The organism is Pseudomonas sp. Van50 (assembly GCF_055390755.1).
This window is the reverse complement of record NZ_AP024343.1, coordinates 6,648,862-6,661,595: the sequence shown is the minus strand read 5'-3', so window position 1 is coordinate 6,661,595 and position 12,734 is coordinate 6,648,862. Positions and strand designations below refer to the sequence as shown.

The 12,734-nt window shown below is 63.3% G+C and carries 12 protein-coding genes and 1 pseudogene; 8 read left to right on the top strand and 5 right to left on the bottom strand.

Features of this window, described 5'->3' with window-relative positions; translation table 11 throughout:
* Window positions 1-21: 21 nt before the first annotated feature.
* Window positions 22-876: a sulfurtransferase gene (locus tag ACZ5M5_RS28940; RefSeq protein ID WP_464738299.1), complete on the top strand. Its 855-nt coding sequence runs from the start codon at window positions 22-24 to the stop codon at window positions 874-876.
* A gap of 441 nt (window positions 877-1,317) precedes the next feature.
* On the opposite strand, the pseudogene ACZ5M5_RS28935 reads toward ACZ5M5_RS28940, so the two are convergent.
* The 4 genes and pseudogenes from ACZ5M5_RS28935 to ACZ5M5_RS28920 all read right to left on the bottom strand — a co-directional run bounded on the left by ACZ5M5_RS28935 (window position 1,318) and on the right by ACZ5M5_RS28920 (window position 5,796).
* A pseudogene (locus ACZ5M5_RS28935) lies at window positions 1,318-2,315 on the bottom strand (hydrolase).
* 31 nt (window positions 2,316-2,346) lie between these two features.
* Window positions 2,347-2,958, bottom strand: coding sequence for a 16S rRNA (guanine(966)-N(2))-methyltransferase RsmD (gene rsmD, locus ACZ5M5_RS28930; RefSeq protein ID WP_060740186.1), 612 nt, complete (start codon window positions 2,956-2,958; stop codon window positions 2,347-2,349).
* Window positions 2,958-4,448, bottom strand: a complete 1,491-nt coding sequence (locus ACZ5M5_RS28925; protein WP_464738298.1) for a M16 family metallopeptidase — start codon at window positions 4,446-4,448, stop codon at window positions 2,958-2,960. The genes rsmD and ACZ5M5_RS28925 overlap by 1 nt, the downstream gene beginning before the upstream one ends.
* Entirely contained in the window at window positions 4,441-5,796 is a 1,356-nt protein-coding gene (locus ACZ5M5_RS28920) for a M16 family metallopeptidase (protein ID WP_464738297.1), read from the bottom strand. Before ACZ5M5_RS28920 ends, ACZ5M5_RS28925 begins: the two co-directional genes overlap by 8 nt.
* 343 nt (window positions 5,797-6,139) lie before the next feature.
* On the opposite strand from ACZ5M5_RS28920, the gene ftsY reads away from it, so the two are divergent.
* The 4 genes from ftsY (at window position 6,140) to rpoH (ending at window position 10,228) form a co-directional block, all read left to right on the top strand.
* Window positions 6,140-7,573 (top strand): signal recognition particle-docking protein FtsY, encoded by a 1,434-nt coding sequence (gene ftsY / locus ACZ5M5_RS28915; protein ID WP_103310933.1) that lies wholly within the window; start codon window positions 6,140-6,142, stop codon window positions 7,571-7,573.
* On the top strand, window positions 7,570-8,241 hold the full coding sequence (ftsE, locus tag ACZ5M5_RS28910; RefSeq protein ID WP_060740190.1) for a cell division ATP-binding protein FtsE: 672 nt from the start codon (window positions 7,570-7,572) through the stop codon (window positions 8,239-8,241). Before ftsY ends, ftsE begins: the two co-directional genes overlap by 4 nt.
* Complete coding sequence (gene ftsX, locus ACZ5M5_RS28905; RefSeq protein ID WP_060740191.1) at window positions 8,238-9,260, top strand: permease-like cell division protein FtsX; 1,023 nt, start codon at window positions 8,238-8,240, stop codon at window positions 9,258-9,260. Before ftsE ends, ftsX begins: the two co-directional genes overlap by 4 nt.
* A gap of 113 nt (window positions 9,261-9,373) precedes the next feature.
* Window positions 9,374-10,228 (top strand): RNA polymerase sigma factor RpoH, encoded by an 855-nt coding sequence (rpoH, locus tag ACZ5M5_RS28900; protein ID WP_003177476.1) that lies wholly within the window; start codon window positions 9,374-9,376, stop codon window positions 10,226-10,228.
* 197 nt (window positions 10,229-10,425) lie between these two features.
* On the opposite strand, the gene mtgA is transcribed toward rpoH, so the two are convergent.
* Entirely contained in the window at window positions 10,426-11,148 is a 723-nt protein-coding gene (mtgA, locus tag ACZ5M5_RS28895; protein ID WP_464738296.1) for a monofunctional biosynthetic peptidoglycan transglycosylase, read from the bottom strand.
* Between the two features lie 73 nt (window positions 11,149-11,221).
* Between mtgA and ACZ5M5_RS28890 the strand changes: the two genes are divergently transcribed.
* The 3 genes from ACZ5M5_RS28890 to ACZ5M5_RS28880 all read left to right on the top strand — a co-directional run bounded on the left by ACZ5M5_RS28890 (window position 11,222) and on the right by ACZ5M5_RS28880 (window position 12,733).
* Window positions 11,222-11,593: a DUF423 domain-containing protein gene (locus ACZ5M5_RS28890; protein ID WP_060740193.1), complete on the top strand. Its 372-nt coding sequence runs from the start codon at window positions 11,222-11,224 to the stop codon at window positions 11,591-11,593.
* 90 nt (window positions 11,594-11,683) lie between these two features.
* Complete coding sequence (gene thiS, locus ACZ5M5_RS28885; protein ID WP_060740194.1) at window positions 11,684-11,884, top strand: sulfur carrier protein ThiS; 201 nt, start codon at window positions 11,684-11,686, stop codon at window positions 11,882-11,884.
* 54 nt (window positions 11,885-11,938) lie between these two features.
* Window positions 11,939-12,733, top strand: a complete 795-nt coding sequence (locus ACZ5M5_RS28880) for a thiazole synthase (RefSeq protein WP_060740195.1) — start codon at window positions 11,939-11,941, stop codon at window positions 12,731-12,733.
* Window position 12,734: the final 1 nt, after the last annotated feature.

The following is a 12,734-nucleotide window of genomic DNA, read 5'->3' as shown; positions in this document are numbered from 1 at the left end:
ACTTAGCCACAGGAGCTCACCATGCCCATCGCGCTACTCATCAGCCCCGAAGCCCTCGAACAGCGGCGATCACGGCCCGGGCTGGTCATCCTCGATTGTCGTTTTGCCCTGGAAGACCCGGATTACGGTCAACGCAGTTATGCCGAGGGCCACATTGCCGGGGCGTCGTTCGCGGACCTTGAGCGCGACCTGAGCGGGCCGGTGACCAGAGGCGTGACCGGGCGCCATCCGCTGCCCGAGCCCGAGGCCTTGATCGAGCGCCTCAGGGCTTGGGGGCTCGATAACGACAGCGACGTCGTGCTGTACGACGATGGCCCTGGCGCTTATGCCGCGCGGGCCTGGTGGTTGCTAGCCTGGCTGGGCAAGCGTGATGGCGTGTCCATCCTCGACGGTGGGCTCAAGGCCTGGCATGCCGCCGGCTTGCCGTTGAGCCTGGATCCGCCGCAGCACAGTCGTGGAAGTTTCACGGGGGCGCCGGATGCGAGCTTGTTGATCAATGCGCAAGCGCTGCAACAACGCCTCGGCGAATCGGCCATGACCCTGCTGGATGCCCGGGCGTTGCCGCGCTTCAAGGGCGAAGTCGAGCCGATCGACCCGGTGGCCGGGCATATCCCGGGCGCCCAGTGCGCAGCGTTCACCGACAACCTGGGCGCCGATGGACGCTTCTTGCCGGCCGCCCAGCTCAAGCAACGCTTCGCCGAAAAACTGGGCGAGCGCTCGCCCACCGAACTGGTGGCGTACTGCGGCTCCGGCGTGACGGCGTGCCATAACCTGTTCGCCTTGTGCCTGGCAGGGTATCCCTTGGGAAGGCTGTATGCCGGCTCGTGGAGTGAGTGGATCAATGATCCCCAGCGGGGCGTGGCGAAGGGCGAATAGCTCACCCCAAAAAACCAATGTGGGAGCGAGCTTGCTCGCGATGACGGTGTGCCAGGCAATTTCAATGTCGCTGTCCCGCCGCTATCGCGAGCAAGCTCGCTCCCACAGGGGATTCCCTGGCGAACGCTGAACTGGTGAATACCCCAAAAAAATTGTGGGAGCGAGCTTGCTCGCGATGACGGTGTGCCAGGCAACTTCAATGTCGCTGTCCCGCCGCTATCGCGAGCAAGCTCGCTCCCACGGGGATTGCTGGCGAACGCTGAACCGGTGAATACCCCAAAAAAATTGTGGGAGCGAGCTTGCTCGCGATGACGGTGTGCCAGGCAATTTCAATGTCGCTGTCCCGCCGCTATCGCGAGCAAGCTCGCTCCCACAGGGATTCCTGGCGAACGCTGAACGGGTGAACACCTCCCAGAGGGGATTTGTGTTGTCTGCGAATCGTCAGCCGCGCCTCAGGCTGGCCAGCCAATCGGGAATCCGTCGCTCCAGGTAATACCCTGGGCGGCGCAGGGTTCCGTCGACAAACCCGACATGCCCGCCCCGGGCGTGCAGTTCAAGTCGGGTCGAGGTGGATAACTCGCCGGGTTCGGGCAGGCTGTGGGGAAACACAAAAGGATCGTCGGCGGCCTGGATGACCAGGGTCGGCGTGCTGATGCTCGCCATGAAATAACGGCTGGAGGCGCGGCGGTAATAGTCCGCTGCATCGGAGAACCCGTGCAGCGGCGCGGTCACCCGGCCGTCAAAGTCCCAGAAGGTGCGCATGTTTTCCAGCGGGCCAAGGGCCGCCAGGGTCGCCAGGCCTTCGTGGCGTCCGTCGTGCTGGAACTGGCGTTGCTTGTTGCGCACATAGGCCACCATTTGTCGCATGAAGTGCGCCTGGTAGAACTTGGAAAATCCCTGGCCGATGCGATCGGCGCACTGGTCGAGGCGAAACGGTACCGAGACCGCCACCGCTCCTTGCAACTGGCTGTCGCGGCCGGCTTCGCCCAAGTGCTTGAGCAACACATTGCCGCCCAGTGAATAACCCACGGCAAACAGCGGCGCCAAGGGCCGCCTGGCGCGCAAGTGAGTGATGGCGGCGGCCAGGTCTTCGCTGACGCCCGAATGATAGCTGCGGGGCAACAGGTTCGGCTCGCCTGAGCAGCCACGCCAGTTCAAGGCCGCGCTGGCCCAGCCCTGGCGACCGAGCGCCTGCTGCAACCCGGCCACGTAAGGCGAGTTGGAAGAGCCGGTCAGCCCGTGCAGCACCAGCACCAGTGGTGCCTCGGCGCTGTGGGGCCGTGCCAGTCGAGGTCGAGGAAATCACCGTCTTCCAGCCACAGGCGCTCGCGTTGACGCTCGATGTGGGTGGTCTGGCGCCACAAGGGGCCCCACAAGGTTTGCAGGTGCGGGTTGCCAAGGCCCGGGGCAGGGACGAAACGTTCAGATGCGGCGGACATCATTATTATTCTCGATGCACTGGTCAGCCGTTCAGCCAATGTCCTTTGGCAAACGCTGCCACAACGCGTAGTACACCCGTCCGGATTTCTGCTCGCGGTGCAAGCGCCAGTTGCCCGGCAAGCCCAGGGTGGACGGGGCAGTCTCGCTTTCAGTGTAGACCCAGGCATCCTCGGCCAGCCAGTGACGCTCCTCGAGCAAGGCGCAGACCGTCGGCAACAGGTTCTGGTTGAAAGGAGGGTCCAGGAACACCAGGTCGAAAGGCGTTGCCGGTTGGCTGTCCAGGTAGCGCAGCGCGTCGGCGGTCTGCACCTGACCGACGGTGCAACGCAGGGTGCCCAGGTGTTCCTTGAGGCTGGAGACCGCCAGGTTGCTGGCATCCAGCGCCTGGCCCATGGCGGCGCCACGGGACAGGGCCTCGAGAAACAGTGCGCCGCTGCCGGCGAACGGGTCGAGTACCCGAGCGCCTGCCACATAGGGCGCGAGCCAGTTGAACAGGGTTTCCCGCACGCGGTCCGGGGTGGGGCGCAACCCCGGGGCATCCGGGAAGCTCAGGCGCCGGCTGCGCCATTCGCCGCCGATGATGCGCAACTGGTTCACACCGTTGTGCACGGGTTTCTTGCTGGAATTCGATGGGCGGGCCATTAGTGCTCCGGAACCCCGAGCGGCTGCTCGGCAGGTTTGTCAGTAGGGGGCGGCAACGGCTTTTGCGGCACGCTCGGGCCGGCGGTGACGATGACCATTTTGTCAGTGCTCAGGTGTTTGTTCAGCGCGGCCTTGACCTGCTCGACCGTCAGTTCCTGGGACTGGCGCATGAAATCTTCCAGGTAGCTGAGCGGCAAGTCATAGAACCCCATGGCGCCAAGCTGGCCGACGATGTCGGCATTGCTGGCGGTGGACAGTGGGAAGCTGCCCGCCAACTCACGCTTGGCGTCATCGAGTTCTTTCTGGGTCGGACCGTTCTTGAGGTAGTCGGCGAACACGTCCTGCACCAGTTTCAAGGTGCCCTCGCTCATCTCGGCACGGGTCTGCAGGTTGATCATGAACGGGCCGCGGGCCTGCATCGCCGTAAAACCGGAATACACGCCGTAGGTCAGGCCGCGCTTTTCGCGGACTTCAGTCATCAGCCGCGTGCCGAAGCCACCGCCGCCGAGGATCTGGTTGCCCAAGGACACCGCGGCATAGTCCGGATCGTCGCGGTCGACGCCCAGTTGCGCGAGCATCAGGTTGGTCTGCTTGGACGGGAACTCGATGTGGCCGATGCTCGCCTTCGGTTCCACCGGTGCCGGGGTTTTCGCCAGGGCCGGGCCTTTGGGCAGCGCGGCGGCGACCTGGCTGGCAATCGCTTCGGCTTCGGCGCGGGACAAGTCCCCCACCAGTGCAATCACTGCGTTGCCGGCGGCATAGGCCTTGGCGTGGAACGCCCGGGCCTGGGCCAGGGTGATCGGTGGAATACTGTCGGCGGTGCCGTCGCTGGAATGGGCATAAGGATGCTCGCCGTAGAGGCGCTTCATCAGTTCCAGGCCCGCCAGTTTGCCGGGGTTCTGCTTCTGGTACTCGAAGCCGGCGAGCATCTGGTTCTTGATCCGGGCGAAGGAGTCGGCGGGGAAGGTCGGTTTGCCGACGACTTCGGCGAACAGCTTCAATGCCGGCTCACGCTTGTCGGCGGCGCTGAGACTGCGCAGGGACGCCACGGCCATGTCCCGATAGGCGCCGTTGCCGAAGTCCGCGCCGAGGCTTTCGAAACCTTGGGCGATGGCGCTGACATCCTTGCCGGCCACGCCTTCGTTGAGCATGGCGTTGGTCAGCAGGGCGAGGCCGGGGGCGTCGCCGTCCTGGCTGCTGCCGGCGGCGAAGGTCAGGCGCAGGTCGAACATCGGCAATTCCCGGGCTTCGACGAACAGCACCTTGGCGCCGTCAGCGGTTGTCCAGGTTTGCACGTCGAGCTGGCGCCGACTGGGGGCCTTGTCGTTCAGTTCGGCCAGGGATTGCAGCTTGTTGCCGGACTTGGCCTTGTCCAATGCCTGGCTGGCGTTGGAGTCGCTGGACGGCGACAGGTAAAAGGCCAGGGCGCCGGCCAGGGCGATCAATGCCAGGCCGATCGGTACCAGGCGCGATGATTTGCGCTCATTCATGAGCTTTCTCCTCGGGCAGGACGTGCGCAACGCTCAGGCGCGAGCGGGTGAAATACAGCTGGGCTGCCTTCTGGATGTCTTGCGGGGTCACGCTTTGCAGTTCGGCGAGTTCGGTGTCCATCAGCTTCCAGGACAAGCCGACGGTTTCCAGCTGGCCGATGGCGGTGGCCTGGCTGGTGATCGAGTCGCGCTCATACACCAGGCCGGCGATGACCTGGGCGCGCACGCGTTCCAGTTCGTCGGCGGTCGGGGCGGTGGTTTTCAACTGCTCAAGCAAGCGCCACAAACCTGCTTCTGCTTGGGCGAGGGTTTTGTTTTTCTGCGTGTTGGGCGTCGCCGACAAGGTGAACAACGAGTCGCCGCGGGTGAAGGCGTCGTAGCTCGACGAGCCGCCGGACACCAATTCTTCGCCGCGCTCCAGTTGGGTCGGGATCCGGCCGCTGTAGCCGCCGTCCAGCAGGGCCGAGATCAGCCGCAACGCGTTGACCGACGCCTTGTCCGTCGCGGTGGCGATGCTCGGCACGTTGAAGGCCAGCATCACGCTGGGCAGTTGGGTCTGCACGTGCAAGGTGATCTGGCGTTCGCCGGGTTCGACCAGTTCCAGGGGGATTTTCGCGACCGGCACCGCGCGCCGGGCAATCGGGCCGAAATAACGCTGGGCCAGGGACTTGACCTCCTCCGGCGTCACGTCGCCAACCACCACCAGGGTCGCGTTGTTCGGGGTGTACCAGGACTCGTACCAGTGACGCAGTTCCTCGACGGTCATCCGGTCCAGGTCGGCCATCCAGCCGATGGTCGGCGTGTGGTAGCCGCTGGCCGGGTAAGCCATGGCCTGGAAGCGCTCGTAGGCCTTGGACATGGGCTTGTCGTCGGTGCGCATGCGGCGCTCTTCCTTGATCACCTCGATTTCGCGGCTGAATTCCTCCGGCGGCAGGCGCAGGCTGGCCATGCGGTCGGCTTCCAGTTCGAAGGCCACGCCCAGGCGGTCGCGGGCCAGCACCTGGTAGTAGGCGGTGAAGTCGTCGCTGGTGAAGGCGTTCTCTTCGGCACCGAGGTCGCGCAGGATCAGCGACGCTTCGCCGGGGCCGACTTTTTCACTGCCCTTGAACATCATGTGCTCAAGGGCGTGGGACAAACCGGTCTGGCCTGGCGTTTCGTAGCTGGAACCCACCTTGTACCAGACCTGGGACACCACCACCGGCGCACGATGGTCTTCGCGCACGACGACCTTCAGGCCGTTGTCGAGGGTGAATTCATGGGTGGGTTGTGGGTCGGCAGCCAGGGCTGAAAGAGGCAGACAAACTGTGCTGAGCAGCAGGCCTGCGGCGCGGCGGGCAAGAGCATTCATTCGTGTTTAAACCTGTTGGGTTGCCTGCTAGGTCTTAGCCTCGGCAGGCGAGGAGGTGCTAGGATACTGATCCGTTTTACTGGCGGCCACGCCTATCGGGCCTTTTATCGGCCCGGGGTTGTCTGGGTTCTGCGGAGAAACCCTGGGTTTGCTCGTTGATCCCGGCGTTTTCGCCGATGATGCCGTACCAGTCCTTCGAAAAAATCGACTTTGAGGCGTCCGGGGACGCTTCGACAAAATGTTGCGCGTGAACAAGCTGGATGAAACGCAGTCTGTTCAGCATTGAATATTTATCACCGAGGCGCCCTCGTGGCGCATCGCTACCGTGAGATAGCCGTCCTCCATGTTTGGTTCCAACGACGACAAGAAGACCCCAGCCGCGGCTGGCGAGAAAAAAGGCCTGTTCGGATGGCTGCGCAAGAAGCCGCAGGATACCGTCGTCGAACAGCCGCAAGCGCTGCCTGAGCCCGCCGCCGAGGCAGTGGCCGAAGAGGCCGCGCCCATTGTCCTGCCGATCGCCGAGCCGGTGCTGCAACCGGTCGAGCCTGAGCCCGTTGCCGAGCCGATGGCCGAGCAGCCGCTGACCCCGCCCGCCGAGCAAACGCCCTGGCTGACCTTGCCGGTGGCGGAAGAGCCCGTCGCGCTGGTCGAGGAAACCACGCCCCATATCACCCCGCCGATTCCAGCGCCGACACAGGTTGTCGAGGCGCCAGTCGTCGAAGCTGTCATTGAACCGCCAGCCGCCGTCGTTGCACCCGTGGTTGCGCCTGCCGCCCCCGAGCCGGCACCTGCCGTGCTGGAAACCATGGCCCCCGTCGAGCCCGTCCGTAGCGCCGAGGAAAACAAGGTCGGCTTCTTCGCCCGCCTCAAGCAGGGCTTGTCCAAGACCAGCGCCAGCATCGGCGAAGGCATGGCCAGCCTGTTCCTGGGCAAGAAAGTCATCGACGACGAATTGCTGGAGGACATCGAAACCCGCCTGCTGACCGCCGATGTCGGCGTCGAGGCCACCTCGGTGATCATCCAGAGCCTGACCCAGAAGGTCGCACGCAAGCAGCTGACCGACGCCGACGCCCTGTACAAATCCCTGCAGGGCGAGCTGACCAGCCTGCTCAAGCCGGTGGAAAAGCCGCTGGTGATCGCCTCGCAGAACAAGCCATTCGTGATCCTGGTCGTTGGCGTCAATGGCGCCGGCAAGACCACCACCATCGGCAAGCTGGCCAAGAAGCTGCAACTCGAAGGCAAGAAAGTCATGCTCGCCGCCGGCGACACCTTCCGCGCCGCCGCGGTCGAACAACTGCAAGTGTGGGGCGAGCGCAACAAGATCCCGGTGATCGCCCAGCACACCGGCGCCGACTCCGCTTCGGTGATCTTCGACGCTGTGCAGGCGGCCAAGGCCCGTGGCATCGATGTACTGATCGCCGACACCGCCGGTCGCCTGCACACCAAAGACAACCTGATGGAAGAATTGAAGAAGGTGCGCCGGGTGATCGGCAAGCTCGACGCCGACGCGCCCCACGAAGTGCTGCTGGTGCTGGACGCCGGTACCGGCCAGAACGCCATCAACCAGGCCAAGCAATTCAACCAGACCGTCGAACTGACCGGGCTGGCCCTGACCAAGCTCGACGGCACCGCCAAGGGCGGGGTGATTTTCGCCCTGGCCAAGCAGTTCGGCCTGCCCATTCGCTACATCGGCGTGGGCGAAGGCATCGACGACTTGCGCACCTTTGAGGCCGAGCCCTTTGTCCAGGCACTGTTTGCCGAACGGGAGCATCCATGATTCGTTTCGAACAGGTCGGTAAACGCTATCCGAACGGTCACGTCGGCTTGCATGAGCTGAGCTTTCGGGTCCGTCGGGGCGAGTTTCTGTTTGTCACCGGCCATTCCGGCGCCGGTAAAAGCACCTTGCTGCGCCTGTTGCTGGCGATGGAGCGGCCTTCCACCGGCAAACTGCTGCTGGCCGGCCAGGACCTGAGCACCATCAGCAATGCCCAGATCCCCTACCTGCGGCGGCAGATCGGCGTGGTGTTCCAGAATCACCAGTTGCTGTTCGACCGTACCGTGTTCAACAACGTGGCGTTGCCGTTGCAGATCCTTGGCCTGTCCAAGGCCGAGATCATCAAGCGGGTGGACTCGGCCCTGGAGCGCGTGGCCCTGTCGGACAAGACCGACCTGTACCCGGGCGACCTCTCTACCGGCCAGCAACAACGCGTCGGCATCGCCCGCGCCATCGTCCATCGCCCAGCCTTGCTGCTGGCGGACGAGCCCACCGGTAACCTCGACCCGCGCCTGGCGGCGGAAATCATGGGCGTGTTCGAAGACATCAACCGCCTGGGCACCAGTGTGCTGATCGCCAGTCACGACCTGGCCCTGATCGCCCGCATGCGTCACCGCATGCTCACCTTGCAACGCGGTCGATTGATCGGTGACGGGGAGGCTGGCGCATGAGTGCTACTCGCAGCCCGAAAGTGGCCGAACGCGTGGCCCCGAAGGCCTCCGATCCGCAGCCGCAAAAGAAAAAGCGCGACGATGACGACGGCCCGGACTTCGCCACGCTGTTGCGCGCCTGGATCGAAAGCCATCGCGCCAGCCTGCTGGACAGCCTGCGGCGTCTGGGCAAGCAGCCCATCGGCAGCTTCTTTACCTGCATGGTGATGGCGGTTGCCTTGAGCCTGCCCATGGGCCTGTCATTATTGCTGAATAATGTGGAACGCCTGGGCGGCTCCTGGCAGCGCGCGGCGCAGATTTCCCTCTACCTGCAGATGGACGCCAGTCCCGCCGAAGGCCAGGCATTGGGTGAGCAGATCAAGGCGATGCCGGGAGTGGCCGAAGCCGAATACATCGGCCGCGAGCAGGCGCTGGAAGAGTTCCAGCAACAGTCCGGACTGGGCGACGCGCTCAAGGAACTGCCGGAGAACCCGCTGCCGGGCGTGGTGCTGGTGACGCCGAACGAGGTCGACAAGCCCGCCCTTGAAGCATTAAGACAAAGACTTTCCGAGTTGCCGAAGGTACAACAGGCGCAACTTGATCTAGTCTGGGTCGAACGTCTTGCGGCGATCCTCAAGCTCGGCGACCGGTTTGTCTTCGGTCTGACGGTGCTGCTGGTTTCTGCATTACTTTTGGTGATAGGCAATACCATTCGTCTTCATATTGAAAACCGCCGCACCGAGATAGAAGTGATTAAACTCGTCGGCGGTACGGACAGTTATGTACGCAGGCCCTTCCTTTATATGGGGGCGCTGTATGGCTTCGGTGCGGGGATTCTGTCCTGGGGCGTATTGGCGTTTGGCCTGGACTGGCTGAACGATGCGGTAGTGGGGCTGGCCGGTTTGTACGGCAGTGATTTCGCGCTGGCCGGAGTGCCAGTCGCCGACGGTCTGTCGCTCTTGCTTGGCGCGGTGCTGTTGGGTTATATCGGTGCATGGATTGCGGTCGCACGCCACTTGCGTGAGCTTGCGCCAAAATAGTGTTTTTTTGCGCGTATTGACCTTTCGGTTTTTGTGGGAACTTGTCTTTGGGTTCCCGGTCAATTTTCGCAGTGCTGAACTGCACGAGTTATGTGAGTCGGAGGTTTTTTCGTATGACCACTTCTTTGCAACCTGCTTATGCTCTGGTCCCGGGTGCGAACCTGGAGGCCTATGTGCACACGGTGAACAGCATCCCCTTGCTGACGCCCGAGCAGGAGCGTGAACTGGCCGAGAGTCTCTATTATGAGCAGGATCTTGAGGCGGCTCGGCAGATGGTGCTCGCCCACCTGCGTTTTGTCGTACATATCGCCCGCAGCTATTCCGGCTACGGGCTGGCCCAGGCCGACCTGATCCAGGAAGGCAACGTCGGCCTGATGAAGGCGGTCAAGCGCTTCAACCCGGAAATGGGTGTGCGCCTGGTGTCGTTCGCCGTGCACTGGATCAAGGCGGAAATCCACGAGTTCATCCTGCGCAACTGGCGCATCGTGAAAGTCGCGACCACCAAGGCCCAACGCAAGCTGTTCTTCAACCTGCGCAGCCAGAAGAAGCGTCTGGCCTGGCTGAACAACGAAGAAGTCCACCGCGTGGCTGAAAGCCTGGGCGTAGAACCCCGGGAAGTGCGCGAGATGGAAAGCCGCCTGACCGGCCATGACATGGCCTTCGACCCGGCCGCCGAAGCGGACGACGACAGCGCTTTCCAATCGCCGGCCAACTACCTGGAAGACCACCGGTATGACCCGGCGCGTCAACTGGAAGACGCCGACTGGAGCGACAACTCCAACACCAACCTGCACGAAGCCCTGGAAGTGCTGGACGAACGCAGCCGCGACATCCTCTACCAGCGCTGGCTGGCCGAGGAAAAAGCCACGCTGCACGACCTGGCGCAGAAGTACAACGTGTCGGCCGAGCGGATTCGCCAGCTCGAGAAGAGCGCGATGAACAAGCTCAAGGTGTCGATTGCGGCTTGACCTGCGATAGCAGCCATGAAAAACGCCCCGATCAGTGATGATCGGGGCGTTTTTGTTTGTGCCAATGATTTGAATTCACTGCTGATTCTGTGGGAGCGAGCTTGCTCGCGATGAGGCCATTGCATTCAACATCAGTGTTGGTTGTCGAACCGTTATCGCGAGCAAGCTCGCTCCCACAGGGTTTTTTAGTGTCTGGGCTACTGCGCCCAGGGCGCTCGCCGCGAACGATCGAGCTCCAGCAGGTAGCTGTCGCCCCCCAGCTGGCTCATCTGCTGGCGAATCCAGCCCGCCCGCCGTAGCACATAGGGGCTCGGCCGGCTGGCGTTCCATTTCCGCGGGTTGGGCAATACCGCCGCCAGCAGGCTGGCCTGTTGCCGGGACAAGGCGTCGGCGCTGGTGCGGAAGTGGTGGCGTGCTGCGGCTTCCGCCCCGAACACACCGTCATCCCACTCGACGCTGTTGAGGTACACCTCAAGGATCCGCTGCTTGGGCCAGAGCACCTCGATCAGCGCGGTGAACCAGGCCTCCAGGCCTTTGCGCAGCCAACTGCGGCCCGACCACAGGAACAGGTTCTTGGACACTTGCTGGCTGAGGGTGCTGGCGCCGCGAATCGAACCGCCACGCCCATTGTGAGCGAAGGCGGCCTGGATCGCGCCAATGTCGAAGCCCCAGTGCTCGGGGAATTTCTGATCTTCACCAGCGATCACCGCCACCTTGAGGCTGTCGGAAATCCGGTCCCAAGGCTGCCAGGTGCGTTGCAGGTCGATCGGCTCACCGCCGAACCAGGATTCAACCTTGCGCTCGATCATCAGTGCCGTGAACGGCGGCGGCACCACGCGAAACAGCAGCACCAGCACGACGCTGCCGACGGCGAACCAGAGCAGGGCTTTAAGGAATCGTCGAAACAATAAACGCAGCATAGAGATGGCTTGGCCGAACCCGTCGAGCGGGCCATTATACAGACCCTGTCCACCGAGTCTGACTGGAGTTCCCATGTTGCGTAGCTTTCTGATGCTGGCGGCTTTTTTCGGTTTTACGGGCGTGGCGCTGGGGGCATTTGCCGCCCATGGCCTGAAAAATCGCCTGAGCGCCGATTACCTGGCGATTTTCCACACCGGCGTCACCTACCAACTGGTGCACACCCTGGCGTTGCTGGGCGTTGCGTTGCTGGCCACGCACATTCCCGGACGCGTCGTCACCTGGGCCGGGATTGCGTTTGTCATCGGCATCCTGTTGTTCTCCGGCAGCCTGTACCTGTTGACCCTGACCGGCATCAGCAAGCTGGGCATCATCACCCCGTTGGGTGGCGTGGCGTTCCTGATCGGCTGGTTGTGCCTGGGGCTTGCCGCCTGGCGGCTGGGCTGACCTGCCGGTCCATTTCATGACGAATGGCTTGGGTCGCCCTGACTGATCGGGCTAGAATGCCAGCCCCTAAAAATGATGGCGGCATCCGGCATGCGCATTCAGTTGAACGGCGAACCCCTTGAACTGCCCGACGGTGAAACCGTTGCGGCCCTGCTGACCCGTCTGGAGCTGGCTGGACGTCGCGTCGCGGTGGAGCTCAATCTGGATATCGTCCCGCGCAGCCAGCACGCCGAAACCACGTTGAACGACGGCGATTCGGTCGAAGTGGTCCACGCCATCGGTGGTGGCTAGCCGCCTCGGTTTCGCAGCATTTCGCAAGAACCTCACCCCAACAGAGGATTTCCCATGAGCATCGTTCGTAGCGACAAGCCCTTCGTCCTGGCCGGTCGTACCTACCAGTCGCGCTTGCTGGTAGGCACCGGCAAATACCGCGACATGGAAGAAACCCGCCTGGCCATCGAGGCCTCGGGCGCCGAGATCGTGACCGTCGCCGTGCGCCGGACCAACATCGGCCAGAACCCGGGCGAACCGAACCTGCTGGATATCCTGCCGCCGGATCGCTACACCATCCTGCCGAACACCGCCGGTTGCTTCGACGCCATCGAGGCCGTGCGCACCTGCCGCCTGGCCCGTGAGCTGCTCGACGGCCACAACCTGGTGAAGCTGGAAGTGCTGGCGGACCAGAAAACCCTGTTCCCCAACGTGATCGAAACCCTCAAGGCCGCCGAAACCCTGGTCAAGGAAGGTTTCGACGTGATGGTCTACACCAGCGATGACCCGATCATTGCCCGTCAACTGGCGGAAATCGGCTGCATCGCGGTCATGCCGCTGGCCGGTCTGATCGGCACTGGCCTGGGGATCTGCAACCCGTACAACCTGCAGATCATCCTGGAAGAAGCCAAGATCCCGGTGTTGGTGGATGCCGGTGTCGGCACCGCCTCCGACGCCACTATCGCCATGGAGCTGGGTTGCGAGGCGGTGCTGATGAACTCGGCCATCGCCCACGCCCAGCAGCCGGTCCTGATGGCCGAAGCCATGAAGCACGCCATCGTCGCCGGTCGCCTGGCGTACCTGGCCGGCCGCATGCCGAAAAAACTTTACGCCAGCGCCTCCTCGCCGCTGGATGGTCTGATCAAGTAAG

What these genes read in the sequence shown, in the direction of transcription:
- thiS (WP_060740194.1), top strand. Translation starts at nt 11,684, where the DNA reads ATGCGCATTCAGTTGAACGGCGAACCCCTTGAACTGCCCGACGGTGAA.
- rpoH (WP_003177476.1), top strand. Translation starts at nt 9,374, where the DNA reads ATGACCACTTCTTTGCAACCTGCTTATGCTCTGGTCCCGGGTGCGAAC.
- mtgA (WP_464738296.1), bottom strand. Translation starts at nt 11,148, where the DNA reads ATGCTGCGTTTATTGTTTCGACGATTCCTTAAAGCCCTGCTCTGGTTC.
- ftsX (WP_060740191.1), top strand. Translation starts at nt 8,238, where the DNA reads ATGAGTGCTACTCGCAGCCCGAAAGTGGCCGAACGCGTGGCCCCGAAG.
- ACZ5M5_RS28890 (WP_060740193.1), top strand. Translation starts at nt 11,222, where the DNA reads ATGTTGCGTAGCTTTCTGATGCTGGCGGCTTTTTTCGGTTTTACGGGC.
- ACZ5M5_RS28880 (WP_060740195.1), top strand. Translation starts at nt 11,939, where the DNA reads ATGAGCATCGTTCGTAGCGACAAGCCCTTCGTCCTGGCCGGTCGTACC.
- ftsE (WP_060740190.1), top strand. Translation starts at nt 7,570, where the DNA reads ATGATTCGTTTCGAACAGGTCGGTAAACGCTATCCGAACGGTCACGTC.
- ACZ5M5_RS28925 (WP_464738298.1), bottom strand. Translation starts at nt 4,448, where the DNA reads ATGAATGAGCGCAAATCATCGCGCCTGGTACCGATCGGCCTGGCATTG.
- ACZ5M5_RS28940 (WP_464738299.1), top strand. Translation starts at nt 22, where the DNA reads ATGCCCATCGCGCTACTCATCAGCCCCGAAGCCCTCGAACAGCGGCGA.
- ftsY (WP_103310933.1), top strand. Translation starts at nt 6,140, where the DNA reads ATGTTTGGTTCCAACGACGACAAGAAGACCCCAGCCGCGGCTGGCGAG.
- rsmD (WP_060740186.1), bottom strand. Translation starts at nt 2,958, where the DNA reads ATGGCCCGCCCATCGAATTCCAGCAAGAAACCCGTGCACAACGGTGTG.
- ACZ5M5_RS28920 (WP_464738297.1), bottom strand. Translation starts at nt 5,796, where the DNA reads ATGAATGCTCTTGCCCGCCGCGCCGCAGGCCTGCTGCTCAGCACAGTT.